At 57.9% G+C, this 25193-nt stretch carries 26 protein-coding genes and 1 pseudogene; 13 read left to right on the plus strand and 14 right to left on the minus strand.

From position 1 onward, the window contains the following. Positions 1 to 91: 91 nt before the first annotated feature. Entirely contained in the window at positions 92 to 1513 is a 1422-nt protein-coding gene (locus H9Q10_RS07905) for an aldehyde dehydrogenase family protein (protein WP_197903410.1), read from the minus strand. A 199-nt stretch (positions 1514 to 1712) separates the two neighbouring features. On the opposite strand from H9Q10_RS07905, the gene H9Q10_RS07910 reads away from it, so the two are divergent. After that, the gene (locus H9Q10_RS07910; protein WP_197903411.1) at positions 1713 to 2399 is read left to right on the plus strand and encodes an alpha/beta hydrolase; all 687 of its coding nucleotides are present in this window, start codon (positions 1713 to 1715) and stop codon (positions 2397 to 2399) included. Positions 2400 to 2492: 93 nt separating this feature from the next. Here H9Q10_RS07910 and H9Q10_RS07915 read toward each other — a convergent pair whose 3' ends face one another. Beyond that, positions 2493 to 3341, minus strand: coding sequence for an SDR family NAD(P)-dependent oxidoreductase (locus H9Q10_RS07915; RefSeq protein ID WP_197903412.1), 849 nt, complete (start codon positions 3339 to 3341; stop codon positions 2493 to 2495). Positions 3342 to 3465: 124 nt separating this feature from the next. Here H9Q10_RS07915 and H9Q10_RS07920 point away from each other — a divergent pair, with 124 nt between their 5' ends. Next, a complete protein-coding gene (locus H9Q10_RS07920; RefSeq protein WP_197903413.1) occupies positions 3466 to 4332 on the plus strand; it encodes an AraC family transcriptional regulator in 867 nt (288 codons plus the stop codon). Positions 4333 to 4421: 89 nt separating this feature from the next. On the opposite strand, the gene H9Q10_RS07925 is transcribed toward H9Q10_RS07920, so the two are convergent. Beyond that, entirely contained in the window at positions 4422 to 5003 is a 582-nt protein-coding gene (locus H9Q10_RS07925; RefSeq protein WP_197903414.1) for a flavin reductase family protein, read from the minus strand. A 291-nt stretch (positions 5004 to 5294) separates the two neighbouring features. Here H9Q10_RS07925 and hchA point away from each other — a divergent pair, with 291 nt between their 5' ends. Further along, positions 5295 to 6167 carry a glyoxalase III HchA gene (gene hchA, locus H9Q10_RS07930; RefSeq protein ID WP_197903415.1) on the plus strand — a complete coding sequence of 291 codons (873 nt, stop codon included), beginning with the start codon at positions 5295 to 5297 and terminating at the stop codon, positions 6165 to 6167. A gap of 94 nt (positions 6168 to 6261) precedes the next feature. Here hchA and H9Q10_RS07935 read toward each other — a convergent pair whose 3' ends face one another. The 3 genes from H9Q10_RS07935 to arsC are packed head-to-tail and all read right to left on the minus strand — an operon-like array spanning position 6262 to position 7786. Next, complete coding sequence (locus H9Q10_RS07935) at positions 6262 to 6681, minus strand: CopD family protein (protein ID WP_197903416.1); 420 nt, start codon at positions 6679 to 6681, stop codon at positions 6262 to 6264. A 59-nt stretch (positions 6682 to 6740) separates the two neighbouring features. Then, positions 6741 to 7412, minus strand: coding sequence for a YdcF family protein (locus H9Q10_RS07940; protein ID WP_197903417.1), 672 nt, complete (start codon positions 7410 to 7412; stop codon positions 6741 to 6743). 11 nt (positions 7413 to 7423) lie between these two features. Beyond that, positions 7424 to 7786 (minus strand): arsenate reductase (glutaredoxin), encoded by a 363-nt coding sequence (gene arsC, locus H9Q10_RS07945; protein WP_197903418.1) that lies wholly within the window; start codon positions 7784 to 7786, stop codon positions 7424 to 7426. 74 nt (positions 7787 to 7860) lie between these two features. Here arsC and H9Q10_RS07950 point away from each other — a divergent pair, with 74 nt between their 5' ends. Continuing rightward, positions 7861 to 8352: a TlpA family protein disulfide reductase gene (locus H9Q10_RS07950; RefSeq protein ID WP_197903419.1), complete on the plus strand. Its 492-nt coding sequence runs from the start codon at positions 7861 to 7863 to the stop codon at positions 8350 to 8352. Between the two features lie 260 nt (positions 8353 to 8612). Beyond that, complete coding sequence (gene ribBA / locus H9Q10_RS07955) at positions 8613 to 9977, plus strand: bifunctional 3,4-dihydroxy-2-butanone-4-phosphate synthase/GTP cyclohydrolase II (RefSeq protein WP_197903420.1); 1365 nt, start codon at positions 8613 to 8615, stop codon at positions 9975 to 9977. A gap of 77 nt (positions 9978 to 10054) precedes the next feature. Here ribBA and H9Q10_RS07960 read toward each other — a convergent pair whose 3' ends face one another. From H9Q10_RS07960 to rlmH, 4 genes are all read right to left on the minus strand, one after another. Beyond that, the gene (locus tag H9Q10_RS07960; protein ID WP_197903421.1) at positions 10055 to 10552 is read right to left on the minus strand and encodes a YbhB/YbcL family Raf kinase inhibitor-like protein; all 498 of its coding nucleotides are present in this window, start codon (positions 10550 to 10552) and stop codon (positions 10055 to 10057) included. A gap of 242 nt (positions 10553 to 10794) precedes the next feature. Next, positions 10795 to 11517: a 2-C-methyl-D-erythritol 4-phosphate cytidylyltransferase gene (ispD, locus tag H9Q10_RS07965; RefSeq protein ID WP_197903422.1), complete on the minus strand. Its 723-nt coding sequence runs from the start codon at positions 11515 to 11517 to the stop codon at positions 10795 to 10797. Continuing rightward, positions 11499 to 12218: a DNA polymerase III subunit epsilon gene (dnaQ, locus tag H9Q10_RS07970; protein ID WP_197903423.1), complete on the minus strand. Its 720-nt coding sequence runs from the start codon at positions 12216 to 12218 to the stop codon at positions 11499 to 11501. The genes ispD and dnaQ overlap by 19 nt, the downstream gene beginning before the upstream one ends. Positions 12219 to 12584: 366 nt before the next feature. After that, positions 12585 to 13055, minus strand: coding sequence for a 23S rRNA (pseudouridine(1915)-N(3))-methyltransferase RlmH (gene rlmH, locus H9Q10_RS07975; protein ID WP_197903424.1), 471 nt, complete (start codon positions 13053 to 13055; stop codon positions 12585 to 12587). Positions 13056 to 13308: 253 nt separating this feature from the next. On the opposite strand from rlmH, the gene H9Q10_RS07980 reads away from it, so the two are divergent. The 8 genes and pseudogenes from H9Q10_RS07980 (at position 13309) to H9Q10_RS08010 (ending at position 20085) form a co-directional block, all read left to right on the plus strand. Beyond that, positions 13309 to 14559, plus strand: coding sequence for a YihY family inner membrane protein (locus tag H9Q10_RS07980; protein ID WP_197903425.1), 1251 nt, complete (start codon positions 13309 to 13311; stop codon positions 14557 to 14559). A gap of 322 nt (positions 14560 to 14881) precedes the next feature. Then, complete coding sequence (locus H9Q10_RS07985) at positions 14882 to 15487, plus strand: glutathione S-transferase N-terminal domain-containing protein (RefSeq protein ID WP_067591415.1); 606 nt, start codon at positions 14882 to 14884, stop codon at positions 15485 to 15487. A 146-nt stretch (positions 15488 to 15633) separates the two neighbouring features. Then, positions 15634 to 16023 carry a ClpXP protease specificity-enhancing factor gene (locus tag H9Q10_RS07990; protein ID WP_197903426.1) on the plus strand — a complete coding sequence of 130 codons (390 nt, stop codon included), beginning with the start codon at positions 15634 to 15636 and terminating at the stop codon, positions 16021 to 16023. A 249-nt stretch (positions 16024 to 16272) separates the two neighbouring features. After that, positions 16273 to 17297: pseudogene (locus H9Q10_RS12165) on the plus strand (monovalent cation:proton antiporter-2 (CPA2) family protein); the annotation flags it as partial. Between the two features lie 189 nt (positions 17298 to 17486). After that, the gene (locus H9Q10_RS12170; RefSeq protein ID WP_238480174.1) at positions 17487 to 18053 is read left to right on the plus strand and encodes an NAD-binding protein; all 567 of its coding nucleotides are present in this window, start codon (positions 17487 to 17489) and stop codon (positions 18051 to 18053) included. A gap of 190 nt (positions 18054 to 18243) precedes the next feature. Next, positions 18244 to 19017: a 4,5-DOPA-extradiol-dioxygenase gene (gene ygiD, locus H9Q10_RS08000; protein WP_197903427.1), complete on the plus strand. Its 774-nt coding sequence runs from the start codon at positions 18244 to 18246 to the stop codon at positions 19015 to 19017. 1 nt (position 19018) lies between these two features. Continuing rightward, positions 19019 to 19444 carry a hypothetical protein gene (locus tag H9Q10_RS08005; RefSeq protein WP_197903428.1) on the plus strand — a complete coding sequence of 142 codons (426 nt, stop codon included), beginning with the start codon at positions 19019 to 19021 and terminating at the stop codon, positions 19442 to 19444. Positions 19445 to 19656: 212 nt separating this feature from the next. Beyond that, complete coding sequence (locus tag H9Q10_RS08010; RefSeq protein WP_197903429.1) at positions 19657 to 20085, plus strand: hypothetical protein; 429 nt, start codon at positions 19657 to 19659, stop codon at positions 20083 to 20085. Positions 20086 to 20261: 176 nt separating this feature from the next. On the opposite strand, the gene H9Q10_RS08015 is transcribed toward H9Q10_RS08010, so the two are convergent. The 4 genes from H9Q10_RS08015 to clpB form a co-directional block, all read right to left on the minus strand. Continuing rightward, on the minus strand, positions 20262 to 21161 hold the full coding sequence (locus tag H9Q10_RS08015) for a pirin family protein (RefSeq protein WP_197903430.1): 900 nt from the start codon (positions 21159 to 21161) through the stop codon (positions 20262 to 20264). A 97-nt stretch (positions 21162 to 21258) separates the two neighbouring features. Then, on the minus strand, positions 21259 to 21798 hold the full coding sequence (locus H9Q10_RS08020) for an NADPH-dependent FMN reductase (RefSeq protein WP_197903431.1): 540 nt from the start codon (positions 21796 to 21798) through the stop codon (positions 21259 to 21261). Between the two features lie 229 nt (positions 21799 to 22027). Further along, on the minus strand, positions 22028 to 22372 hold the full coding sequence (locus H9Q10_RS08025) for a DUF5713 family protein (protein WP_238480173.1): 345 nt from the start codon (positions 22370 to 22372) through the stop codon (positions 22028 to 22030). 136 nt (positions 22373 to 22508) lie between these two features. Beyond that, on the minus strand, positions 22509 to 25082 hold the full coding sequence (gene clpB / locus H9Q10_RS08030; protein ID WP_197903432.1) for an ATP-dependent chaperone ClpB: 2574 nt from the start codon (positions 25080 to 25082) through the stop codon (positions 22509 to 22511). Positions 25083 to 25193 lie beyond the last annotated feature (111 nt).

Below are 25193 nucleotides of genomic sequence, written 5' to 3' on the forward strand. Positions count from 1 at the left end.
TTTTTATTTTGGGGAAGTGCGGTCAACATCTCAAGCGTTTATCTACCCTTAAAAACACCTCAAAAAACCGACCGCACTTTTCACGCGCTTTTTAGCCGATCACCGCCTTCGGTTCTAAATACGCATCCAGTCCATACGCGCCGAATTCGCGGCCGTAGCCGGATTGTTTGAAGCCGCCGAAGGGGGTCATGTCGTCGTGGAAGTCGCCGTTGATGCAGATTCTGCCTGCGTCGATTCGGCTGGCGATGTAGTCGATGGTGGCGCGGTCTTTGCCGTTCACATACGCCGCCAGGCCGAACGGGCTGTCGTTGGCGATGCGGATGGCGTCGTCCACGTCTTTGTAGGGGATGATGCACAAGACGGGGCCGAAGATTTCTTCCTGGGCGATGCGCATGCGGTTGTCCACGTTGGTGAAGACGGTGGCTTTGACGAAGTTGCCCGCTTCCCGTCCTTCGGGTTTGCCGAGGCCGCCCGCCAAAAGTTCGGCCTTGTCTTCTTCGATACCGATGCGGATGTAGTTTTGCACGTTGTGGTAGTGGCCTTCGCTGACCATCGGGCCGATGGTGGTGGTCGGGTCTTGCGGCAGGCCGACTTTGACGCTTTCGGCGAGGGCTTTGCGGGCGATGTCGTTCACTTCGTTCAGGCGGTGGGCTGGTACGAGCAGGCGGGTGGCGGCGACGCAGGCCTGGCCGCTGTTGATGTAGCAGGCGAACAGGGCTTGCGGGATGACGGTTTCAAAATCGGCGTCATCCAGTACGATGTTCGGCGCTTTGCCGCCCAGTTCGAGGGTAACGCGTTTCATGGTGTCAACCGCGCCTTTGGCGATGGTTTTGCCGACGCCGGTCGAGCCGGTGAAGGTGATTTTGTTGATGCCCGGGTTGCGGGTGATTTCCGCGCCGACCACGGTGCCTTTGCCCGGCACGAAGTTCACCACGCCTTTGGGCAGGCCCGCTTCGTGGAAGCATTCCATCATGACTTGGGTTTGGCGTGCGGACAGTTCGCTCGGTTTAATGACGACGGTGCAGCCGGCGGCGATGGCGGCGGAGACTTTGGTGGCGATAAAGCCGTTGCTGGAATTCCACGGGATGATGACGCCGACCACGCCGACGGGTTCGAGGCGCACTTTGGAGCGGCCGACGATGGGTTCCAAATCGTAGGTTTTCATCAGTTCCGCCATGTTTTTGAAATCCTGCACCGCGCCGTCAATCAAGAGGCTGGAGAAATACAGCGGGCAACCGTATTCGTCCATCATCACCTCCACCAGCTCGTCGCGGCGGCGTTTCAGGATTTCGTGCATCTTGTTCAGGTAGCCGATGCGCTCTTCTTTGCCGGTGTAGCGGAAGGTTTGAAAAGCGGCCTGCGCGGCGGCGATGGCGTTTTGTGTGTCCACTTCGTCGGCAAGGCGCACGTCGGCAGCTTTTTCGCCGGTGACGGGATTGATGAGGTCTAACACTTCCGTGCCGTGCGGGGTGACGAATTCGCCGTTGATGTAGATTTTGTCGAGATGTTGCATAAAGTTTCCTTGTGTTGTGAATAAATGTCGTCTGAAACAGGGAGACCGCGTTCAGACGACCTCGGTTTCACCGAGATTCCGATTTGCGCCAAAAAATAAAGTTACAAAAAACCGCTACGCTTCGTCCTGCTTTTCTGTGATAATGCCGCTTCGTTTTATCTATGCAATTTTGCACACATTCAATCAGTTAGGAGCAAACATGAATAAACCTGCCATCGTATTGGTACACGGCTTTTGGGGCGGCGCGGCGCATTGGGCGAAAGTGATTCCGCTTTTGCGTGCCAAAGGCTTTCACGACATCCACGCCGTTGAAAACCCGCTCACATCCCTTGCCGACGACGCGGAGCGTACCCGCAAAATGGTGAAACAGATCGACGGCGACGTGTTGCTGGTCGGTCATTCCTACGGCGGCAAAGTGATCACCGAAATGGGCGATTTGCCGAACGTAAAAGGCCTGGTCTATATCGCCGCCTTCGCTCCTGACGCAGGCGAAAGCGCAGGCGCCATCAGCCAAGCCAATCCGCCCGAAGCCTTCGGCAACATCCAACCCGACAGCGACGGCTACCTTTGGGTCGCCCAAGACAAATACCGCGAAAGTTTCTGTCAGGATTTGGACGAAGAAACCGCTTATGTCTTGGCGGTAACGCAAAAAGCCCCGGTCGGCAGCACCTTCGGCGACACCGTGACGGCTCCCGCGTGGAAAGTGAAACCGAGCTGGTATCAGATTTCCCTGCAAGACCGTATGATTCATCCGGCAAACCAAAAAATGATGGCGGCGCGTTTGAATGCGAAAAAAGTCATCGAACTTGAAGCCAGCCATGCCTCTTTGGCTTCCCAAGCGCAAGCCGTTGCCGATTTGATTGCCGAAGCGGCGGCTGCGGTTTAAGCCGTTATTTTCCGTTCGAGGTCGTCTGAAAAGAGTTTTCAGACGACCTTTTTATTGACACAAAAAGTGCGGTCGTTTTTTCAAACGTTTTTATCAACTGTTGGGCATAAACCCGGCTTTGCCTTCAAATGCCACGGACACCGCCAAACCTTCTTGCGCGCGTAAATCTTCCAACTGCTTGGCATACGCCTGTTCCAACGTGGCGTAAGTGTCGCTGCCCAAAGCGGTGCGCAGGCGCGGGCTTTCCTGTTGGGTCAACTCGTAAATCGCCGCCGCGATTTTTTCGGGGTCGCCGGAAATATTGGCTTCGCCGTGTTCGGCGATGTAGGCGCGCATTTGGGCGACAGTCGTGCCTTGATAGGCGTCGCTTTCCGCCGTCCAGTTCAAATTGCTGACAAAATTGGTTTTCATCGAACCCGGCTCGACGATCACGGTTTTAATGCCGAAATCCTTGATTTCCTGCGCAAGCGCTTCGGCAAAGCCTTCCAGTCCGAACTTCGCCGCGTGGTACATCACGCCCGACGCAAAGCCGACGCGCCCGCCGATGCTGGTGATGAACACAATCACGCCGGATTTTTTGGCGCGAAGAGCGGGCAAAAAGGCGCGGGTCAAATGAATCGGCGCGATCAGGTTCAAATCCAGTTGCTGCTGCACCTGCGCGTCGGTCAGCTCTTCCATCGCGCCCAAAATCGCGCCGCCGGCGTTGTTGATTAACACGTCAATGTCCTGATGCTTCGCAGCGACGGCGTGCAGGCTGCCCAAATCGGTTACATCCAGTTTTTCCGCAATCAGGCGGCTGCCGAACTCGTCTTGCAAAGCCGCCAACGCCTCGGGCTTGCGCACCGCCGCGACCACCGTATGCCCCGCGTTCAGCACGGTTTTCACCAGTTCCAAACCCAAACCGCCGGACGCGCCGGTGATAAAAAATTTCTGTGCCATCATTATCCTCTTGCTTCATGGTTGAAAAACAGGATAATTATAGAATCAGGCAAACCAAAAGCGGTAACACGATTCTCCAAAATGCTTGCCTGATTATACAAATACCGACAATATTGAATGTAAAACGATGAACGCAAACCTAAAACAGCTCACCCAAAAGACGTTAGACCTTCTGCCCCAAGAGATCGATTGGCAAACCCCCATCGCCGATTTGACCCTCTACCGCACGGACAGCCCAGCCGCCGACATCAGCTACCTGCAAGAACCCAGCATCTGCCTGATTTTGCAAGGCGAAAAAAGCGTGCGCCTCGGCGAACACCAATACCGCTACGGCAACGGGCAACTCGCCTGCTATTCGGTGGATTTGCCGCTGATTGCCGACGTGTTGAGCGGCAGCGCAGACTGCCCGAACCTCGGCATCAAACTCAACCTCAACTGCGAGCTTTTGCTCAACGTCATGCAGGAAATGGGCGTCGTGCGCGAAGACACCCGCGACAGCGGCGCATTAACCGTCGGCACCCCGTCCGACGCCCTTATCGGCGCCTATATCCGCCTGCTCGATTTGCTGGAAAATCCAAACGATATTCCCATCCTCGCCCCGCTGATTCAAAAAGAAATCTACTACCGGCTTTTAATCGGCGAACAAGGCGAGAGAATCAGGCAAATCATCCGCCTCGGCGGCCACCTCATGCAAATCAGCCGCGCCATCGGCTACCTGAAAACCCACTTCGCCGATACCCTCAGCGTGCAGCAGCTCGCCGACCTCTGCGGCATGAGCCTCTCCGGCTTCTACCACCACTTTCGCCACCTCACCGGCATCAGCCCCCTGCAATACCAAAAACAACTGCGCCTGACCGAAGCCCAACGCCTCATCAAAACCAAAAGCCTGAACCTCACCCTCGCCGCCATCGCCCACCAAGTCGGCTATGAAAGCGCATCACAGTTTTCACGGGAATATAAACGATATTTCGGACGGCCGCCGTCGGAAGAATAATCAAAAGGCAGCCTGAAACCCCGCCACCACAAAAAACGGCCTGAAACCGCCCCATCTGGTTTCAAGCCGTTTTCGTATGCTTCGGGCCGTTAGAACGGCAAATCGCTTTTCACGTTCACGCCCTTGCCCGTGATGTAAAACTGCCCGCCCGCCACATAGTGCAGGTTTTTCAATTCGTCGCCCACTTCGTCAAATTCCCAATGTCCGTTGCGGAACACGCGGTCGTCGGCGTAGGCGGCGATGACTTGGCCGATAAACAAATCGTGCGTCTGCTGGTTGTGCGGCTCGGGGATGAGTTTGCACAAAATATAGGCGGAGCAGCCTTTGACCAGCGGAATATCCGCGTCGTCAAAATAGAATAGTTCCACGCCGTTGTCGGCGAGCTTGTTCGGGTTGTCCTTGCGGCTCTGCCCCATGGCGATAACGGTTGCCGCCTGATTGGCAAACGGCACTTGCAGGGCGAAATAGCCGCTGCCTTCCACCAATCCGCGCGTGTAGGCGGCTTTGTCCAACACGACGGTTACTTTGGGGTTGGGATAAAAATCCAGCACGCACGACCACGCGGCGGACATGACGTTTTCCACGCCGCCGTGTTTGGCGGACACCATCACGGTGGGGCCGTGGTTGAGCAGGCGGTAGAACTTTTCCAGGGGTACGGGTTGCAGAGCCATTTTTTTTCCTCAATGCTGGTTGGAACGGGAACGGGATTATAGCTGAATATCCGTTTCCCCAATGCGACAGCAAGCCAAACGGAACGCCGGCCGCAGGCGTGCCTGCCAAGCGGTTTCAGGCTGCCTGAAAAAAACCGCTTCCGTGCCGCCAAGAATTTTCAGGTAGCCTATTCTCAGCCCTGCATCCGTTTTTCTTGAAAAGCCCGCCTGCCGCCCCCATTCTGTGTCTGCCCATTTTCAGGCAGCCTGCACCCGCAGGATTTTTTTAACTACATCTATCAAGGAATAACGATGACCGAACTCTCCAAAACCCCCGTCCCCGACCGCGCCGAACACAACGCGTTCTTCCCCTCCGAATACTCCCTGTCGCAATACACCGCCCCGAAAACCGACTTCGACGGCGTAAAATTCGCAAAAGCCTACACCGGCGGCAAACACAAAGTCCTGATGGTCGCCACCGACGAACGCTACCTGCAAATGCAGAACGGCAAATGGTTCTCCACCGGCAACCACCCTGTCGAAACCCTGCTGCCCATGCTGCACATCCACAAAGCCGGTTTTGAAATCGACGTCGCCACTTTGTCCGGCAACCACGCCAAATTCGAAATGTGGGCCATGCCGCAGGAAGACCAAGCCGTTGCCGAAATCTACCAAGAATACCTGCCCAAACTCGACAAACCCGCCAAACTCGCCGACATCATCGACGCCGCAACCGCGCCCGACTCCCCCTACATCGCCGTACTGATTCCCGGCGGACACGGCGCGTTCAACAAAATCCCCGAAAGCCGCGAAATCAAACGCCTCTTAGATTGGGCATTGGCCAACGACCGTTTCGTCATCACCCTGTGCCACGGCCCCGCCGCCCTTGCCGCCGCCGCGCTTGACCGCGCCGATGCCGACTTCCCCTTCAAAGGCTACGAACTCTGCGTCTTCCCCGACGCGCTGGACGAAGGCGCCAACATCGACATCGGCTATATGCCCGGCAAACTGCCCTGGCTTCTCGCCGCCCGCTTGGAGCAACTGGGCATGAAAGTGATGAACCAAGGCATCAGCGGCCAAGTCCACCAAGACCGCAAACTGCTCACCGGCGACAGCCCACTGGCCGGCAACAAGCTGGGGATTTTGGCGGCGCAGGAGCTGCTGAAAGCTGTGGGCGCGGCGTAATCGGCCAGCCCGTTTGAAACATCAAAGGCTACCTGAAAAATGCGCCATCGTTTTTCAGGTAGCCTCCCATCCATTGAGGCTACCTGAAAACCCATCAAAACGGCTTATACACCACCAAATACAGCGCCGCCGCCATTACCAGCACCGGAATCTCGTTAAACACACGATACCAGCGGTGCGAATAGCGGTTGCGCCGCTCTTTGAAATCAAGCAGCAGGCGGTAGCAATAGAAATGATAGCCCAGCAGGATCACTGCCAGCGTGATTTTGGTGTGCACCCAGCCCTGCCCCCACCAGCCGGTGAAAAACGGAATCAGCAGCCCGAACAAGACCGCACCGATGCCCAGCGGCGTCATGAATTTGAACAGGCGCTGCGCCATGCCCAAAAGCTGGCGGTATTCCGTGCTGTTCGGCGGCACGGCAGCCAGGTTCACATAAATGCGCGGCAGATAAAAAAGACCGGCAAACCACGAAATAATAAAGAAAATATGCAGCAGTTTGAATAACAGATACATAGAGGCTACCTGAAAAACTCCAGCGGAGTAACAATAATCAACCGGGCGGGGCAATCAGCCTACCGCACCGCCCCCTCGCGCATAAACGACAAATTATCCCGACCGTATGCCAGCGCGGTTTCGCCCACGCGCCACCACTGAAAAGCCATCAGCGACAACACTTCCGTGGCCATAAACTTCGCGCCGTTGCGCCCGCTGTAGCGGCTGCTGGGCGTGGGCTCGGTTTGATAGTCCAGCCCCACGTAATCGGCCACGGCGGCGGCGCGGGCGAGATGGTAGGGGTCGCTGATGATGATGATGTTTTCCAAACCGTTGTTGTATAGCAAAATTTTGGTATTTTCCAAATTCTGCTGCGTATCACGCGAAGTGGTTTCCAGCAAAATATCCTTGCCCGGCACGCCGCGCGCGCGCGCGTAGCGCCGCCCCACTTCGGCTTCGGTCATATAGCCCGGCTTGGGTGTGCCGCCGGTGAAAATCAGCTTGCGCACCAATCCGTTGCGGTAGAGCGTGATGCCGTGGTTGATGCGCTCGCGGAACACGGGCGAAGGGTTCTTGCCCCATGCCGCCGCGCCCAACACCACCGCCGCATCCGCCTGCTGCCCGGCCGTGCGCGTGCTGTAGCGGTACACCAGCCAAGTGCACCACGCAGCCTGCGCCAGCAGCAGAAACAGGCAGAGCTTGATGCCCCGCCAGATCTGGCGCAACAGGGAAGCGCGGAAAAAGGGCAGCATGGCAGGCTCGCTTAGTCAAACAGTGCGATGATGTTTTCCAAAGGACGGCCGATGGCGGCGCGCTGTCGGTACACCGCGATGGGGCGCTGCAACAATGCGGGATGCCGGTGCAGCGCGGCAATCAGCTCGCCTTGGCTCAGGCCGGTTTTATCCAGCCCCAGCTCGGCGTAGGCAGCGTCGGCAGTGCGCATGATGCGGCGCACGTCATCCGTGCCGAGCTGGTGCAGCAGCTTGCGCAAATCGGCCTCGGAAGGCGGGTTGGCGCGGTAATCCACGGTTTGCACGGCGATTCCGGGCTGCTGTTGCAGCCAGGCGAGCGCGGCGCGGGATTTGGAACAGTGCGGGTTGTGGTACAGCAAAACGGTTTCGCTCATGGCAGGCTCGTTTGGAGATTGCAGGTTGCTATCGTACAATAAACGCCCTCGTTTTCACAATTTGGAAATCTGTTTTGAAAAAATATGTTGGATTGGCCGCCCTGCTTTTGGCCGCCCCGCTCTATGCGGCAGATTTGGTGAACCATGCGGACAACCGCCCCGCTTCGCTCGATGCTGGAGCGCAGAAACGGATTCAGGTGGTGAACGTGTGGGCCACTTGGTGCGCGCCATGCCGGCGCGAGATGCCGGCGCTGTCGCAATGGTATGCCGCCGAAAAAAACCGCCGTCGCGGTGTGCGCGTGGACATGGCCGGTGTGGCGCTCGACAAGCCCGCCGATGTGAGCCGCTTCTTGCAGGGCACGCCGGTGCGCTACCCCGTGTGGCGCTACACCGGCGCCGACAGCACGGCCTGGATGCGCGGCCTCGGCAACCCCACCGGCGCCCTGCCCTTTACCGTGGTTCGCGCGCCGAACTGCGGCAACTTCCGCAAAACGCTGCTGGGTGAAGTTTCCCCGCAACAGCTCACCCAGGCGGTGGAAGCCGCGGCGGCAAGGTGTAAGGCTTAACGGTTCCCTGCCCACCCAATCAGAGGCTACCTGAAAACCGGCTAGAGATCGGCAACGGTTTTCAGGTAGCCCTTTTGTTTGCATGCCATTCTCAATGCCGCCCTAATTTTCAGGTAGCCTCACCCGCGCCAAAGGCTACCTGAAAAATCCAAGCGTACCAACATCACCAAAAAGTAATATTCCATTAAGCGAAAATAAACTTTACTTTTCCCGCAAAGCCCCGTAGCATTCCGCCAACCCAACCCGCCGCCATCTGCCCCATGACCACCTCGCCCTCCCCCGCCGAACTGCGCCGCCGCAACCTGCGCGAATGGATAAACCGCCTGCACCAAGGCCGGCAGGTTGATTTCGTGGCCGCCACCGGGATCAACCAAGGCGAACTTTCCGCCCTGTTAAAAAACAAAGCTTTCGGCGAGCGCAAAGCCCGCAAAATCGAGCAGGCCGCCGGTATGCCTGCCCTTTGGCTCGATGCCGACCACAGCGCCCCCGTTCCCAGCCCTTCCCATTCTCCCATCAATAGAAAGCCGCAAATCATGCCTGCCCCCATCGCCACCATCCCCGAAATCCTCGCCGAGCTCAAAGCCGGCAAAATGGTCATCATCACCGATGCCGAAGACCGCGAAAACGAAGGCGACCTGCTCATGGCCGCCCAATTCGTCACCCCCGAAGCCATCAACTTCATGATTAAACACGCCCGCGGCCTCGTGTGTCTGCCCATGGCCGAAGAGCTGGTGGACAAACTCAAGCTCCCCCTCATGACCCAGCAAAACGGCGCCCAATACGGCACCAACTTCACCGTATCCATCGAAGCCGCCCATGGCATCTCCACCGGCATTTCCGCTGCCGACCGCGCCCTCACCATCCAAACTGCCGTCTCCCCCACCGCCCAGCCCGAAGACATCGTCCAGCCCGGCCACATCTTCCCCCTGCGCGCCCAGAAAGGCGGCGTGCTCGTGCGCGCCGGCCACACCGAAGCCGGCGTCGATCTTGCCCAAATGTGCGGCCTTATCCCCGCCGCCGTCATCTGCGAAATCATCAACGACGACGGCACCATGGCGCGCATGCCCGAGCTCACCGAATTCGCCCGGCAGCACGGCCTCAAAATCGGTACCATCACCGACCTTATCGAATACCGCAGCCGCACCGAAACCCTGCTCGAAGAAATGGGCAGCAGCCCCATCCGCACCCCCTGGGGCGACTTCCGCCAATACGTTTATGTAGACAAACTCTCCGGCGAAACCCACCTCGCCCTGGTCAAAGGCAGCCCCACCCCCGAAGCCGAAACCCTCGTTCGCGTGCACGAACCCTTCAGCGCCATGGATTTCCTGCAAACCAACCCCCGCCACTCCTGGCCGCTGCCCCGCGCGCTCGAACGCATCCAAGCCGCCGAACACGGTGTCGCCATCCTGCTGCACCGCACCGAAGACGGCGCCGCCCTGCTCGACCGCACCCTGCCCAAAGGCCCAAGCCAAAGCTGGAAATGGGACAGCAAAACCTACGGTATCGGTGCCCAAATCCTCGCCAGCCTCAACGTGAAAAAAATGCGCGTGCTCGGGCAACCCTCCTCCCTCACCGGCCTCACCGGCTTCGGGCTGGAAGTGACAGGGTTTGAAAGCGCGGAGTAAGGCTTTGTCGATACAGAAAAGGCTACCTGAAAATTTTCAGGTAGCCTCTTCCTTTACCAGCCAATCAGCCCGGCAAACTACACATCATAAGTGCCCACCAGATAGGCTTCGGCCAAAATATGCCCGCGCATGGCGAAGTGCAGGTCGTTGTAGCGGAAGCCCTGCGGCAGGTTGAGCTTGGTGTCGAGCGCATACACGAATAATTCGTAGCGGTGGCGGCAGTTGGGCGGCGCCATACCGCCGTAAGCCGAGGCTTCTTCCGGCTCGAATTTGCCCAACACGCTGGCCCAGCTGTTGGCGCCCTGCACATAATCTTTGGCGCTTTGGCTGTCGTTTTCCGGCACGGAAGTGCGGGTGAGGTCGGCAATCAGCCAGTGCACCCACACAAAGCCGCTGGCGGTAACCGCGTCTTTGTCTTCCAACACCACGGCGAAAGACTGCGTGCCGGGCGGCGCATCGCTGATTTCAAACGGGATGGAATAGGTGGGCATGCCGTTCAGGCTGAACTGGCTGCCGCGTTTGCCGAAGCGGTCGGCAAAGGCGCCGTTTTGGATGGCGGAACTGCTGACTTTCATTGGAAATCCTCCTTAGGTTGGGGTGAACCGAAGTGAAGGCGATTATAGCCAATCCGCGCAAGCGTGCGGCAGGATTGTATTCATTGCCTTGGATATTTTTCAGGTAGCCTCTAATGCATAACAGGCTACCTGAAAAGTAACACAAACTTTTTCAGGTAGCCTCAAACGCATTTGAAGGCTACCTGAAAATCTTCGGATCGGCGCAGGGGACTGGTTTTTAAGCTTTTCTGAAGCCTGCGCTTTCAGCCGGCCTCATCCTGCAACAACAGCCGCGCAATCCGTTCGTCGGCCGGCCAAGTGAGCTTCAGGTTGCGGCTGTCGCCCTGCACCAGCAGGGGCTGCAAACCGAGCCGCTCGACGGCAGAGGCTTCGTCGGTGATTCCGGCGGGGTCGGCAGCGGCCAGCGCGCGTTGCAGCAGGCCGGCGGCGAAAAGCTGCGGCGTTTGCGCCTGCCACAGGCCGCTGCGGCTCACGGTTTCGGCAATGCAGCCGCTGCCGTTGTCGCGTTTGAGCGTGTCGGCGGCGGGCAGCGCGAGGATGCCGCCCACGGGGTGTGCGCCCGCTTCGGCCAGCAGCCGCTGCAAGGCTTCGGCCGGCAGGCAGCAGCGCGCGGCATCGTGCACTAGAATCTTGTCGCCCTCCCGCGCCAACCCCTGCGCCAGCAGCGCGTTCAGGCCGTTGGCCACGCTTTGCGCACGGCTTGCTCCGCCGCAGCGCAACACAATCAACCGCGCCACCAGGTTTTCAGGTAGCCTGACGTGCCGTTCAAACCATTCGTCGCTCGGCGCCAACACCACGGCTACCTGAAAAATCTGCGGCTCGGCCAGCAGGCGCCGCAGGCTGTGCTCAAGCACGGTGCGGCCGGCAATCGGCACATACTGCTTGGGCAGCGCGGCGCCGAAACGGCTGCCCACGCCCGCCGCCGGTACCAGGCCGAAATAGCGGCTCACGGTGCTTTCCGCCATACGCTGCCGCCTTCGGCTTTTTTATCCAGCTCGTCCAGATAGGCTTCGTGGGCGGCGGTTTCTGCGGTATCGGCGGCGATGATTTTCAGGTATGCCGGGCGTTCGGCGGGGGCCGCGGCCGCGGCAGGCGCGCCATCGGCGCTTTCTTCTTCGGCAAACTGGTCGGCCAGGCTGAACTGCGAGCGGGTCATACCCAAATACACCTCGCTCAACAGCTCGCAGTCGATCAGCGCGCCGTGGAACACGCGTTTGCTGCGGTCCACTTCCAAGCGGGCACAGAGCGCATCCAGCGAATTTTTCTGGCCGGGATACATGGCACGCGCCATCGCCAGCGTATCCACCACGCCGGCGGTCAGTTCTTCCACCTTCGGCAGCCCGGCACGGCGGAATTCGGCGTTTAAAAAGCCCACGTCGAAGGGCGCATTGTGGATTACCAGCTCGGCGCCGCTGATGAAGTCGGCAATCTGTTGCCCCACCTCAGCAAACTTGGGTTTGCCTTCAAGCTGTTCCAACGTGATGCCGTGCACCTTGGCGGCTTCTTCGGGAATATCGCGCTCGGGGTGGACATAGAGGTGCAGATAGTTGCCGGTAAGGCGTCGATCGATCATTTCCAAGCCGGCGAATTCGATCAGGCGGTCGTCTCGATCATGGTAAAAACCTGTGGTTTCAGTATCAAGGATGATTTGGCGCAAATGTTTCATGGCGGGTTCGGATTTATAATGTTGGCAACGGGCGGCATATTACCGCAAAAGCCCAATCGTCTGCCAACCGGATATTGGCTTGGTTTTCAGGCAGCCCGATCAAAATAATATTTACAAATATAACAAATAATTACATACTTATACTATAATACAAATAATTATCATTTGCTAAATAACGCGGTTTTCGGTATGATTCGTCCACGTTCAACACAGCAAGGCCACATGCCTTGGGAAATGGTTGGATATCCAGTTTTCAGGGTTCTGCCAAATGGCGGGATTCTCCAGTTTTGGTAGTGGTTTGTGTTCCTTTTGCGCCCCGGTTTTCGGGGCGATTTTTTTTGCGCGACTGCCGTGCCGAGACTTGGGTTATTCGCGGTGGTAGGGATGGTTGTGCAGGATGGAAACGGCGCGGTAGAGCTGCTCGGTGAGCAACACGCGCACCATGCCGTGCGGCAGGGTGAGGCTGGAGAGGCGCAGCAGCAGGTGGGCTTGCTGTTTGATGCGTTCGGTGAGGCCGTCTGCGCCGCCGATGACCATGCAGATGTGCCGGCCTTCCTGCTGCCATTTTTTCAGGTAGCCTGCCAGCTCTTGCGAGGTGGGGGCGAGGCCGCGCTCGTCGAGCGCCACCAAAAGGGCGTCGGCGGGGATGGCTTCGAGCAGGCGTTTTTCTTCGGCAGCCATGCCTTGTGCGGCGTTGATGCCGGCGCCGCGTTTTTCGGGCTTGATTTCTTTGAGGGTGTATTTGATGTCGCGGCCGAAGCGTTTGGCATATTCTTTCACGGCTTCGTCTACCCAGCCGGGCATTTTGTTGCCCACGGCCAATACGGTGATGTTCATGTGTTTCCTGCCGCCATCCGGCGGTTTTGAGTTTTGGATAACATTATTTTACAATGTGCACGGCGGCGGGTTAAGCCTGCTGGTCTGACTCGATCGCATTGTTTTGAAGCATAAGAATAAATCTATCCGAACCATTTGAAGGCTACCTGAAAATCTGTTTGAAGCGGCTTGCCGTGTTGTTGGCTTCGCAGTAACTCGGCCTTGCTTTGCCAGACTTAGCTTTCAGGTAGCCTCTTCCGGCCCGAACACCATCATGCGCCTATTGCCTAAATTTTCGCTGCCCGAACCTTTGCGCCGCTCGCGCCGCCTGGCGTTTGCCCGTTTCCTTTATGCGCGGTTTTACGAGGTGAATATCCCGCAGGTGGCGGGAAGCCTCACGTTTACCACGCTGCTGGCGCTGGTGCCGCTGTTTACGGTGGTGATCGTGGTGGTGTCGGCGTTTCCGGTGTTTGCGGATTTTTCGCGGCAGTTTCATGATTTGGTGTCGGAAATCATGATGCCGGCGGGCGTGGAGGCGGTGGGCGACTATATTTTCCAGTTCCGCGAGCAAGCCAGCCAGCTCACGGCCATCGGCATTGCGCTGATGATGATTACTTCACTGATGCTGGTGCACACCATCGAGCGCACGTTCAACCAAATCTGGCGGGTGAAACGCCCGCGCAGCATCGTAACCCGCGTGCTGGTGTATTGGGCGCTGCTGAGCCTGGGGCCGCTGCTGGTGGGCGTGGGCATGTCGCTGTGGGGCATTGTGTGGCGGCGCACGCTGTTTTACCTGCACTTTCCACTCCTGGCGAATGTGGTACAGTTTTGCGTGGCGCTCACGGCCACGGGCGTGCTGTTGTGCTTCCTCTATAAGCTGGTGCCGGCGCGCTATGTGCCGGTGCGGCATGCGGTGGTGAGCGCGGCGCTGGCGGCAGTGTCGATCGAGCTGCTGCGGCGCGGTTTCGGCGTGTATGTGGCTAATTTCAACAACTATAAATTGGTGTATGGCACATTTGCCGCCGTGCCGATGTTCCTGCTGTGGCTCAATTTGAATTGGATTGTCATTCTGAGCGGCGCGCTTTTGGCCGCCTCGCTTTCCTATTGGGAAGGCGACGCTTTCCGCCGCCAAGGCCGCCACGGCACGCGTTTCCACGATGCGCTCGGCATCCTCAGCCTGCTTGCCCGGGCGCAAGCCCACGGCAAAAGCATCAAAACCCAGCACTTCCGCCGCCACATCAACCTGGGCTACGACGAGCTGGGCGACCTTTTGGAACACCTCGCCCGCAAAGGCTATGTGGCGCAGAGCCTGCGGCAGGGCTGGATGCTGAAAACCAGCCCCGAAGCCATCCGCATTGCCGACTTATTCCGCCTGTTTGTGTATGGCGAACAGCCCGGCCAGCACGATTTCATCGGCCAAAACGTACAGCAGATTATGGCGCCCGCCCTCGCTGCCGCCGATATGACGCTGGCGGAATTCATCCGCCGAAACGGCTGGCGGGAAGACGCCGAACAAGCTAACTAAAAGCCGCTGCGTTTTTTTCAGGTAGCCTGCCATCCCACCAGGTTTGAGGCTACCTGAAAACGGGTTTGGCGAAAAATATCGACACCACCGGCATGAAACCGGAATCAAAAAGCGGCGCAGCCGGTTGCATACCAAGTGAAAAACAACTTTTCAGGTAGCCTCCCCCTTCCCCTCCTTTATCAGATTATTTCATCACAATCATACCGTTATACAGATTTTCTAGCCATCAAACAGCCAAACCGCTATAATAAGCAGCTGTTATATCGCGCATATCCCGGATAACCCGCTCACCCGCCATAACTTGATTCAGGGAGGATAAATCATGATGGTATTGTATTCCGGCATCACCTGCCCCTTCAGCCACCGCTGCCGCTTCGTGCTCTATGAAAAAGGCATGGACTTCGAAATCAAAGATGTAGACGTATTCAACAAGCCAGAAGACCTGGCCGTGATGAACCCCTACAACCAAGTGCCCGTATTGGTGGAGCGCGACCTCATCCTGTTTGAATCCAACATCATCAACGAATACATCGACGAGCGCTTCCCCCATCCCCAACTCATGCCCGGCGACCCCGTAATGCGCGGACGCGGCCGCCTCGTGTTGTTCCGCATGGAAAAAGAGCTCTTCAGCCACGTGCAGAAACTCGAAAGCCCCGAAACCCCCAGCAAAGAGCAAACCAAAGCCCGCGACGCCATCAGCCAAGGCCTCACCCTGCTCGCCCCCGCCTTCGCCAAAAACAAATACGTGCTCGGCGACGACTTCTCCATGATCGACGTCGCCCTCGCCCCCCTGCTCTGGCGCCTCGACCACTACGGCATCAAACTCGGCAAATCCGCCGCCCCCATCCTCAAATATGCCGAGCGCATCTTCCAGCGCGAATCCTTCATCGCCGCGCTCACCGCCGCCGAAAAAGCCATGCGCCGTTAAACAAGCAAACCGGCCGGTTGGGCAACGCATCCAGCACGCCCCACCGGCCGATTTCCTATTTTCAGGTAGCCTGCAGCAGCGCAGGAACACATCGATCCCCACCTTTTCATGCAGCATTTTCAGGTAGCCACACAAGGAAACCCCCGATGAATTCCACCTTCAAACCCTATCTCCTGCGCGCCCTGCACGAATGGTGCAGCGACCACGGCCAAACCCCATACATCCAAGTTTGGGTAAACGAACACACCCGCGTGCCGATGCAGTTTGTAAAAGACGACCACATCGTCTTCAACATCAGCGCCACCGCCAGCTCCGGCCTCACCATCGACAACGACTGGGTCCACTTCTCCGCCCGCTTCGGCGGTGTGGCGCAGGAAATCTGGGTGCCCGTCGGCCACGTGGCCAGCATGTATGCCCGCGAAAGCGGCGAAGGCATGAGCTTCGAGGTCATCCCCTATGAGCCCGCCACCCCGCCGGAGCCCGGCGCAGGCGAAAAACCCGCCGCTAAGCGTAAAGGGCTCAAGCTGGTGAAATAACGTTTCACAACCCAATTAAGGGCTACCTGAAAATCGTATAGCGATTTAACTGGGCGGGCGTTTTGCAGAAACTTCAACCTTGCTTCGCAATACGCCGTTTTCAGGTAGCCTGTTGCTTTACCCCTCTTCCCAACCAACGCGCCAAAATCCGCCCGCTCCAGTATAATGCCTGCCTTTTGCCGCAGCAGGCGGCTTTGCGCTTATTTCAATCAAGGGAGTATCCAAATGGCTGCACACAGCGGTGTCAGTATGGTTCAAGTGGTCGCGCTGCTGGGCGCGGCGGTGGTGGCGGTGCCGCTGTTCAAACGGCTGGGGCTGGGCTATCTGGCGGCGGGGCTGGCCATCGGGCCGTTCGGCTTCGGGCTGTTCCACGAAGCGGAAAACATATTGCACGTGGCGGAGCTAGGGGTGGTCATCTTCCTGTTCGTCATCGGGCTGGAAATGAAGCCTTCGCACCTGTGGCATCTGCGCCGCCAGATTTTCGGGCTGGGCAGCATGCAGGTGGTGCTGGCGGCGATTCTGCTCACTATCGTGGGCATGCTGTTCGGTTTTTCGTGGCAAGTGTCGTTTGTCGGCGCGTCGGGTTTCGTGCTCACGTCCACGGCGATTGTGATGTCGGTGCTGGCGAGCGCAACGAGCTGTCCTCCCCCGGCGGGCAGAAAATGGTGTCCATCCTGCTGTTTGAAGATTTGCTGATTGTGCCGCTGTTAGCGGTGGTGGCATTTTTGTCGCCGCACCACACGCAGAGCGGCACGCCGCTGTGGCAGAGCATCGGGCTGGCACTGCTGTGTGTGGCCGCGCTGGTGGCGGCGGGGCGGTGGCTGCTGAACCCGCTGTTCCGCCTGCTGGCACGCAGCAAGGCGCGCGAAGTGATGACGGCGGCCGCGCTGCTGGTGGTGCTGGGCTCCGGTCTGCTGATGCAGTTCGGCGGGCTCTCTATGGCGATGGGCGCGTTCGTGGCCGGCGTGCTGCTGTCAGAATCGGATTTCCGCCACCAGTTGGAAGCGGACGTGGAGCCGTTTCGCGGGCTGCTGCTGGGGCTGTTTTTCCTGGCGGTGGGCATGTCGCTGGATTTGAACGTCGTCGCCAGTAACTGGCTGCTGATTGCCTCCGGCGTGCTGGCGCTGATGGCGGCCAAGGCGGTGTGTATTTACGCGGTGGCGCGGCTGGCGAAAAGCAGCCATGACGAAGCCTTGGAACGCGCGGTGTTGATGGCGCAGGGCGGCGAGTTCGCCTTTGTGCTGTTCACCACCGCGCTGTCGCAGGGCGTGATTAGTCCGACCAACAACGCCAATATGACGGCGATTGTGGTGCTGTCGATGGTGCTCACGCCGCTGTTCATGATTCTGCACGGCAGGCTGCCGAAAAAAGCGGCGGCGGAACAACGCGCGGACGACGCGATTGACGAGCAGCACAGCGTGTTGCAGGTGGGCATGGGGCGGTTCGGCCAGATTGTGTACTACATGCTCGATGCGGCCGGTTTTCAGGTAACCGTGGTCGATTCGGACGAAAAAGTGGTGCGCAGCTTCACCAAATACGGCATGAAAAGCTATTTCGGCGACGGCTCGCGCCCCGAACTCCTGCGCACCGCCGGCATTGAAAAAGCAGGCGTGCTGGTGGTGGCCATCGACAACCCCGAACAGGCCTTGCAGATTGTGCGCTTCGCCCGCGAAGCCAACCCGAACATCAAAATCGTCGCCCGCGCCTTCGACCGCATCCACACCTTCAAACTCTATCAGGCCGGTGCGGACGAAATCATCCGCGAAACCTTCGATTCCGCCGTGCGCGGCGGCAAGCGCGTGCTGGAATTTCTCGGCATCCCGCACGAAATGGCGGAAAAAACCGGCAACCTGTTCTTCCGCATGGACCGCAACGGCATGGGCAAAATGGCCGTGCTCTACAACCCCGAACTCGGCCCGTTTGAAAACCAGGCCATGATTGAAGAAGGCCAGCGGCAAGACCGCCGCGTCGCCGAAGCCATCCAAGCCCTGCTCTCCGGCGAAGAGATAGAAATCGACGAGAGCGTGTAACATAGTTTGACCGAATAAAGGCTACCTGAAAACATCTGCAGATTTTTCAGGTAGCCTTTATCCATCCCAATCCACCATTCCTGTTTCATGATTAACCAATCGTAAACACAAACTTCCCATTCGTCATCTTTATTTTCCTTGCCGCTAATTCCACAATAGCGCCACACCATCCATCCAGCAAGGAACCACCATGAGCAAACTTCCCGCCCTCTTCCTCGGCCACGGCAGCCCGATGACCGTACTCAATGCCGCCAGCCCTTTCAATCAAGGCTTTGCCCGCATCGCCCGCAGCTTTGCCAAACCGCAAGCCATCCTGATGATTTCCGCGCACTGGTACGGCAACGGCCTGCAAATCACCGCTGCCGCCCGGCCCGGGCTGATATACGATTTCTACGGCTTCCCGAGCGCGCTCAGCCAAGTGCAGTATCCTGCGCCAGGCAGCCCCGAGCTCGCCGCAGAAGTGTGCCGCCTGCTGCACGCCGAAGGTGCGACCCCCAATCCTACCCGCGGTTTCGACCACGGCATGTGGACCGTGCTGAAACACCTGTATCCCGAGGCAGGCATCCCAGTCGTGCAGCTCAGCCTGGATCGCCGCCTCAGCTCCGCGCAGCATTTCGAATTAGCCAAAAAACTCAAGCCGTTGCGCGAACAAGGCGTGCTGATCATCGGCAGCGGCGGCATCGTGCACAACCTGCGCGCCCTCCGCCGCGAACATACTGCCTACGATTGGGCACAGCAGTTTCGCATGCAAATCAACGCCGCCCTGCTAAGCGCCGATCACAAAGCCCTCATCGACTACCCCCGCTTCGGCCAAGCCGCCGCCCTGTCCGTGCCCACCCCCGAGCACTACCTGCCCCTGCTCTATGCCGCCGCCCAACGCGAAGAAGGCGAGCCGATAGAGATTTTCAACGACCACTTCGCCGAAAGCGCCCTGAGCATGACTTCCGTGAAGATAGGAAGCTGATATGCAAACCGTTTTAAACCTAAACACCCGTCCCATCAAACTGCAACGGCAAGGGCAGACTATCAAGCTGCCCCTTACCCTGGCCGGCATTGCCGATTGGCTCACCCCGTTTCCTCCAAGCGAAACCGCCTGGGAAACCGCCATCATGCGGATTGAAGACGCCATCGCCCCGCTGCCCAAACGCTTTGCGCAGGAAACCCTCCGCCTAGAAGGCGCTGCCGCCCTGGCCACCCTGCCCCATCTGGCAAACGAGAATGGCCGCAGCATCAGCATCCACACGCTGGAAACCGCCTTCGCCATCCTCGCCGGCTACCACCCCGCCCGCGACCTGCCCCTGCTGCCGCACAGCGCTGATTTCGCCGCGCTTGTGCTGCTGATGCGCGAATGGGCGCACCATTTGGGTTTTGCCGAAATCCTCATCGACTAAGCAAATTAAGCCGCAACAAGCAAAGGCTACCTGAAAACGCAGCGCAGCGGAGTTTCTGCGAAGCTAAAATTTCAGGTAGCCTTTCGTGTAAACCATTCAAATATTATATTGCCCGGCTGTTTTAGCTTCTCAGAAACCATACCGCCATATTAGAATTCATCCCAGTAAAAATCCTTTACCTTCATTTGCCTATCAAATATAAGGAAACCGTCATGCAAAATCAGGCCAATTCTCCACCATCCCTCATCGGCCGGCTGGTAACCGTGATGGGCATCATTCCCTGCGGTCTGTTCATGACTAAATACGGTCGGCATGGTAGTGCGGCATGGTTATATCTGACCATGCTGGGCGGTGCAGGCCTGTTGTCAGCCTTAATCATCGGCTTGCTAGCTAAAAAACTGAAGTTACAGCGTGATCTACGCGGTATCGTTATCTTTGTTTTCTTGGGTGCTGTTGTGGGCTATCTGCTCGCCAAGCTTGTGTTTTACGGCATTTCTTTTGGTATCGTGCTAATTTTCCACCTGCCTCTTTCTGCTTTTCTCAATGGTGCCCTGCTTACTTTCATGTATGCCATGGCCGCCTTGGCAGCAGGTCTGGTAGCCGGTTGTTTTCTGCTGCCCAAGCACAACAATGGGGAATAATACGGGTTGAACTGCCTGAAGTGGGGAGTCTCTATGGCTTTGAGCGTTGTTTTTGGCAAAGCCGCTGACCATGCAAATCTGCCCGACCGGAAGGCTACCTGAAAATAGAAAACAGCCTGCTGCCTTAATGGGTGCAGGCTGTTTTCTATTTTCAGGTAGCCTATTTTTGAGCGCATTCAGCGGATGGTGTTTTTCAGCTCGGGAGCGGCGAGGCGTTTGAGTTTTGTGCCGGCCAAATCAATTTTGCCGAAGCGGGAATGGCCGCTGTTCCAATCGGCCACGGCTTTCTCCAACGCAGCCTGGCTGTCGGCAACAAAGTTCCACCACATTCGCGTGGGATGCGGCAGGGGTTCGCCGCCGAGCAGGATGATGTGGCTGCCGGCGGCAGCACGGATGGATAAGGTTTGCTGGATATCGGCGCGTTCGAATTTGGCCAGTTCGTCGGGAAGGAAGGTTTGGCCGCCGATTTCCACGCTGCCTTTGAGCACCAGCACGCCGTATTCCCAGCCGGCTTGGGCGGGAAGGCATAGTGTTGCGTGTTCCCGGAAACGGATGTCTGCGCCGAGCAGCGGGCTGTGTTGTTCAGTGGGTGCGGTGCGGCCGGCCAGGCTGCCGTTGATGAGGATGTAGTCGGTGCCGCCGTCTGCCCATTCGGGCAGCTCGGGATAATGCTGGAAGGCGGGGGCGATGGCTTTGTGCATGGGCAGGGCGATCCAGAGCTGCACGGCGTGCAGGGCTTTGATGCCTTTGGGGGTTTGCTCGGTGTGACTGATGCCGCTTTCGTCGCCGGTGCCGGCAGTCATGAGGTTGACCTGTTTGGGGCGGATCAGCTGGCGGCTGCCGAGGCTGTCGCGGTGCAGGATTTCGCCTTCGAGCATCCAGGTGAAGGTTTGCAGGTTGGTGTGCGGGTGGGCGCCGACCTGCATGCCGCTTTCGTCTGCCGAGAACCGGGCGGGGCCGGCGTGATCGAGGAAGCACCAGGCGCCGACGGTGCGGTGGCTGCGTTGGGGAAGCAGGCGGGCAACGGGGATGCCGCCCACGTCGTGGGTTTTGGCGGAGAGTTTGTGGAGGGTCATGGGGTTCTTTCGATTTTCAGGTAGTCTGATGATGTTGGGTTTTAAAGGGAAGAGGCTACCTGAAAACCGTTTGGGATTTTTCAGGTAGCCTTTGGCCTTATTGCGCCGCCCATTCGTAAAACGCGGCGGCGAATTTGTTTAAGAAGCCTGCGGTGCGTTCGTCTGCCACTTTGCCGTTTTCGTTTAAAGCGGCGTTGGCACGGCTTAAAAACACTTCGGGGGCAATGAGCACGTCCGCGCCCAGGGATTGCAGCACTTGGCGCAGGTGGAGGCCGCTGTTGATGCCGCCGTAGCCGCCGGGCGAGGCGGTAACGATGGCGGTTTTTTTGCCGTTCCACACGCTCTGTCCGAAGGGGCGCGAAGCGGCATCGATCAGGTTTTTCACGGCGGCGGGAATGCTGCGGTTGTGCTCGGGGCTGACGATGAGCACAGCATCGGCTGCTTTGAGCTGCGCGCGCACGCGGTTGTAGGCGGGAATATCCTGCGTATCCAAATCCTGCGTGTACAGCGGCAGGGCGGCGAGGGCGATTTCTTCCACTGCCACACCCTGCGGCGCTTGGGCGGCAATGTGCTCGGCAATGCTGCGGTTGAGGGACGGACGGCTGAGGCTGCCGATGATAAGGGCGATTTTAGCCATTGGGTTTCCTTTATCGGTTGGGGGCGGTGATGGGTTTGCCGGAAGGGCGATGCTGCCTGGCGGCAACGTTGCCCGCGCTAGGGTGGGCTTAATGTTGGGTGAAACCTTTATTCGAACGGGTTAAGCCCGGGGAAGGCTACCTGAAAATAGGTGTTGCCGTAAAGCCGGAATGCGGTCGGCAGGGTGTTGCGCTGTTTGGTTTTCAGGTAGCCGGGGGCGGGCATGATGCTTACCAGTTGTCTTGCGTGGCGGTGAGTTGGTCGATGTCGGCGTCGTAGATGCCGTAGCATTGGGCGATGTAGGCGAGGTCGTCGGCCAGGGCGTCGCGCAGGATATTGCCGCCTTCGATGTCAAATTCGTCGCGCAGGTTGTTGAAGCGTTCGGCGGCGGCTTGGGTGAGGATATACAGGCTGTCGGCATCAGCGGGCGGTTCGGCTTCGATGCGGCGGCAGGTGTCGGCCAGGATTTCTTCGCCACGTTGGACGAATTCAAAGGGGAAGCTGTTGTCGTTGTAGAGGCTTTGCAGGAAGGTGTAGTCGGCGAGTTCGGGGTTTTGCAGGTTGTGGCGGCTCATGCGGGCTCCGGGGATTGATTGAGATGAAAAAGAGGCTACCTGAAAATGTAAGCTTCAATGCGGTGAAAACGGGCATCGCCGTATTTTCGTGCTGTTGCTTTTTTCAGGTAGCCTTTTCGTGGTTTAAGCGCTTAAATCAGGCAAACACCAGCCTGTCGCCGTCGGCTTCCACCTTGATGGTGCTTTCGGGCGGATAACGGCCTTCGAGCAGGGCTTTGGCCAGCGGGTTTTCGATTTCCGACTGGATGGCGCGTTTGAGCGGGCGCGCGCCGTAAATCGGGTCGAAACCGGCTTTGGCAATGATGTCGAGTGCGGCGTCGGAGACGGAGAGATGCAGGTTTTGTTTCTCCAGACGTTTTTCCAAACCGCGCAGTTGGATTTTGGCGATGCTGCGGATATTTGCCTGATCCAGTCCGTGGAACACAACCACTTCGTCGATACGGTTGATCATTTCGGGGCGGAAGTGGGCTTTGACGTCTTCCATCACGACTTCTTTCACGGCTTCGTAATCGTCCGTACCCATTTGCTGGATGTGTTGGCTGCCGATGTTGGAGGTCATGACGATGACGGTGTTTTTGAAATCGACCGTCCTGCCCTGCCCGTCGGTCAGCCGTCCGTCATCCAATACCTGCAAGAGGATGTTGAACACGTCGGGATGGGCTTTTTCCACTTCGTCCAAAAGGATGACGCTGTACGGTTTGCGGCGCACCTGTTCGGTCAGGTAGCCGCCTTCTTCGTAGCCGACATATCCGGGCGGCGCGCCGATGAGACGGGCAACGGCGTGTTTTTCCATGTATTCAGACATGTCGATGCGGATGAGGTGGTCTTCGCTGTCAAACAGGAAGCCTGCCAAGGCTTTGCACAATTCGGTTTTACCGACGCCGGTCGGGCCGAGGAACAGGAAGCTGCCGTAGGGTTTGTTCGGATCAGCAAGGCCGGAGCGGCTGCGGCGGATGGCGTCGGACACGGCGCGTACAGCTTCGTCTTGACCGACCACGCGGTGGTGCAATACTTCTTCCATTCTCAATAACTTGTCACGTTCGCCTTCCATCATTTTGGAGACGGGGATGCCGGTCATGCGGGAGACGATTTCGGCCACTTCGTCTGCACCCACTTCGGTGCGGAAGAGTTTGTTTTGTTTTTTGCCATCCGCATTGCTCTCTGCCGCCTGCAACTGGGCGCCGAGTTTCGGCAACTCGCCGTATTCGAGTTCGGATGCGCGGGCAAAATCGCCTTGGCGTTTGGCCTGTTCGATTTTGACCTTGATCTCGTCCATCTGTTTTTTGATATCGGCGGTGCTGGAAGAGGCGGCTTTTTCGGCTTTCCAGATTTCGTCCAAATCGGCGTATTCTTTTTGCAGGCCGTCGATTTCTTCGTCGATCAGTTCCAAACGTTTTTTGCTGGCGTCGTCGCTTTCTTTGGCCACGTGCATTTTTTCCATTTTGAGCTGGATGATGCGGCGATCGAGCTTATCCATCTGCTCTGGTTTGCTGTCGAGCTCCATTTTGATGCGGCTGGCGGCTTCGTCAATCAAATCAATTGCTTTGTCGGGCAGGAAGCGGTCGGTGATGTAGCGGTCGCTCAATTCGGCGGCGGCCACGATGGCGGGGTCGGTGATGTCGATGCCGTGGTGGATTTCGTAACGCTCTTGCAAGCCGCGCAGGATGGCGATGGTGTCTTCCACGCTGGGTTCGCCAACCAATACTTTTTGGAAGCGGCGTTCTAGTGCTGCGTCTTTTTCGATGTATTGGCGGTATTCGTCCAAAGTGGTTGCGCCGATGCAGTGCAATTCGCCGCGCGACAGGGCGGGTTTGAGCATATTGCCCGCGTCCATGGCACCATCGGTTTTGCCCGCGCCGACCAAGGTATGGATTTCATCGATGAAAATCAAAGTATTGCCATCATCTTTAGACAATTCATTCAACACGGCTTTGAGGCGTTCTTCAAATTCGCCCCGGTATTTCGCACCGGCAATCAATGCCGCCAAATCCAACACCAGCAGGCGTTTGTTGCGCAGGGATTCGGGCACTTCGCCGTTGACGATGCGCTGCGCCAAACCTTCCACAATCGCGGTTTTGCCCACGCCCGGCTCGCCGATGAGCACGGGGTTGTTTTTGGTGCGGCGTTGCAGCACTTGGATCGCGCGGCGGATTTCGTCATCGCGGCCGATAACTGGGTCGAGCTTGCCATCGCGGGCGCGCTGGGTCAGGTCGGTGGTGTATTTTTTCAGTGCTTCGCGTTGGTCTTCGGCATTGGCATCGTTCACGTTTTGTCCTCCCCGTACCGCGTCAATCGCGGCATTGATATTCTGTTCGGTTGCACCAGCTTCTTTCAGAATTTTGCCGGTGGCTTCATTTTGCTGCACGAGTGCGAGCAGAAAAAGCTCGCTGGCGATGTAAGCATCGCCGCGTTTGGTGGCAGCTTTGTCCATCAGGTTCAATACTGCCTGCAATTCGCGGCTCGGCACGATGTCGCCGCCCTGACCGGACACTTTCGGCAGGCTGTTCAAATATTGCTGCAAACGCTGTTTCACCTGCGGCACGTTCACGCCCGCCTGGGCCAGCAGCGCAGCGGCTCCGCTGTTTTGGTCGTCGAGCAGGGCTTTGAGCACGAAGCCCGCTTCCAGATAGCTGCTGTCGGCAGCCAATGCCAAACTCTGGCCTTCTTGCAGAGCCTGTTGGAATTTGGCGGTGAGTTTTTCAAATCGCATATTGGTTTTTCCTTTGCTTAAATTATGGTTCGCAGGCTATATGGGTTTGGAAGGTGCTTTGTCAAGGCGGAATCTGCCATTTTTATCAGCCGTAAACGCAATTCTTTCTGT

It is taken from the genome of Eikenella glucosivorans (genome assembly GCF_016025525.2).
Classification (GTDB): domain Bacteria; phylum Pseudomonadota; class Gammaproteobacteria; order Burkholderiales; family Neisseriaceae; genus Eikenella; species Eikenella glucosivorans.

Excerpts from the sequence above, each read along its gene's own strand:
- H9Q10_RS08005 (WP_197903428.1), top strand. The coding sequence starts at position 19,019 with ATGCAAACCGTTTTAAACCTAAACACCCGTCCCATCAAACTGCAACGG.
- H9Q10_RS07940 (WP_197903417.1), bottom strand. The coding sequence starts at position 7,412 with ATGCTGCCCTTTTTCCGCGCTTCCCTGTTGCGCCAGATCTGGCGGGGC.
- H9Q10_RS08020 (WP_197903431.1), bottom strand. The coding sequence starts at position 21,798 with ATGGCTAAAATCGCCCTTATCATCGGCAGCCTCAGCCGTCCGTCCCTC.
- H9Q10_RS07905 (WP_197903410.1), bottom strand. The coding sequence starts at position 1,513 with ATGCAACATCTCGACAAAATCTACATCAACGGCGAATTCGTCACCCCG.
- H9Q10_RS07985 (WP_067591415.1), top strand. The coding sequence starts at position 14,882 with ATGATGGTATTGTATTCCGGCATCACCTGCCCCTTCAGCCACCGCTGC.
- clpB (WP_197903432.1), bottom strand. The coding sequence starts at position 25,082 with ATGCGATTTGAAAAACTCACCGCCAAATTCCAACAGGCTCTGCAAGAA.
- H9Q10_RS12170 (WP_238480174.1), top strand. The coding sequence starts at position 17,487 with ATGCTCGATGCGGCCGGTTTTCAGGTAACCGTGGTCGATTCGGACGAA.
- arsC (WP_197903418.1), bottom strand. The coding sequence starts at position 7,786 with ATGAGCGAAACCGTTTTGCTGTACCACAACCCGCACTGTTCCAAATCC.
- H9Q10_RS07920 (WP_197903413.1), top strand. The coding sequence starts at position 3,466 with ATGAACGCAAACCTAAAACAGCTCACCCAAAAGACGTTAGACCTTCTG.
- H9Q10_RS07980 (WP_197903425.1), top strand. The coding sequence starts at position 13,309 with ATGCGCCTATTGCCTAAATTTTCGCTGCCCGAACCTTTGCGCCGCTCG.
- H9Q10_RS08010 (WP_197903429.1), top strand. The coding sequence starts at position 19,657 with ATGCAAAATCAGGCCAATTCTCCACCATCCCTCATCGGCCGGCTGGTA.
- ribBA (WP_197903420.1), top strand. The coding sequence starts at position 8,613 with ATGACCACCTCGCCCTCCCCCGCCGAACTGCGCCGCCGCAACCTGCGC.
- H9Q10_RS07935 (WP_197903416.1), bottom strand. The coding sequence starts at position 6,681 with ATGTATCTGTTATTCAAACTGCTGCATATTTTCTTTATTATTTCGTGG.
- ispD (WP_197903422.1), bottom strand. The coding sequence starts at position 11,517 with ATGGCGGAAAGCACCGTGAGCCGCTATTTCGGCCTGGTACCGGCGGCG.
- H9Q10_RS07910 (WP_197903411.1), top strand. The coding sequence starts at position 1,713 with ATGAATAAACCTGCCATCGTATTGGTACACGGCTTTTGGGGCGGCGCG.
- H9Q10_RS07990 (WP_197903426.1), top strand. The coding sequence starts at position 15,634 with ATGAATTCCACCTTCAAACCCTATCTCCTGCGCGCCCTGCACGAATGG.
- hchA (WP_197903415.1), top strand. The coding sequence starts at position 5,295 with ATGACCGAACTCTCCAAAACCCCCGTCCCCGACCGCGCCGAACACAAC.
- H9Q10_RS07925 (WP_197903414.1), bottom strand. The coding sequence starts at position 5,003 with ATGGCTCTGCAACCCGTACCCCTGGAAAAGTTCTACCGCCTGCTCAAC.
- dnaQ (WP_197903423.1), bottom strand. The coding sequence starts at position 12,218 with ATGAAACATTTGCGCCAAATCATCCTTGATACTGAAACCACAGGTTTT.
- H9Q10_RS07960 (WP_197903421.1), bottom strand. The coding sequence starts at position 10,552 with ATGAAAGTCAGCAGTTCCGCCATCCAAAACGGCGCCTTTGCCGACCGC.
- H9Q10_RS07915 (WP_197903412.1), bottom strand. The coding sequence starts at position 3,341 with ATGATGGCACAGAAATTTTTTATCACCGGCGCGTCCGGCGGTTTGGGT.
- H9Q10_RS08025 (WP_238480173.1), bottom strand. The coding sequence starts at position 22,372 with ATGAGCCGCCACAACCTGCAAAACCCCGAACTCGCCGACTACACCTTC.
- ygiD (WP_197903427.1), top strand. The coding sequence starts at position 18,244 with ATGAGCAAACTTCCCGCCCTCTTCCTCGGCCACGGCAGCCCGATGACC.
- rlmH (WP_197903424.1), bottom strand. The coding sequence starts at position 13,055 with ATGAACATCACCGTATTGGCCGTGGGCAACAAAATGCCCGGCTGGGTA.
- H9Q10_RS08015 (WP_197903430.1), bottom strand. The coding sequence starts at position 21,161 with ATGACCCTCCACAAACTCTCCGCCAAAACCCACGACGTGGGCGGCATC.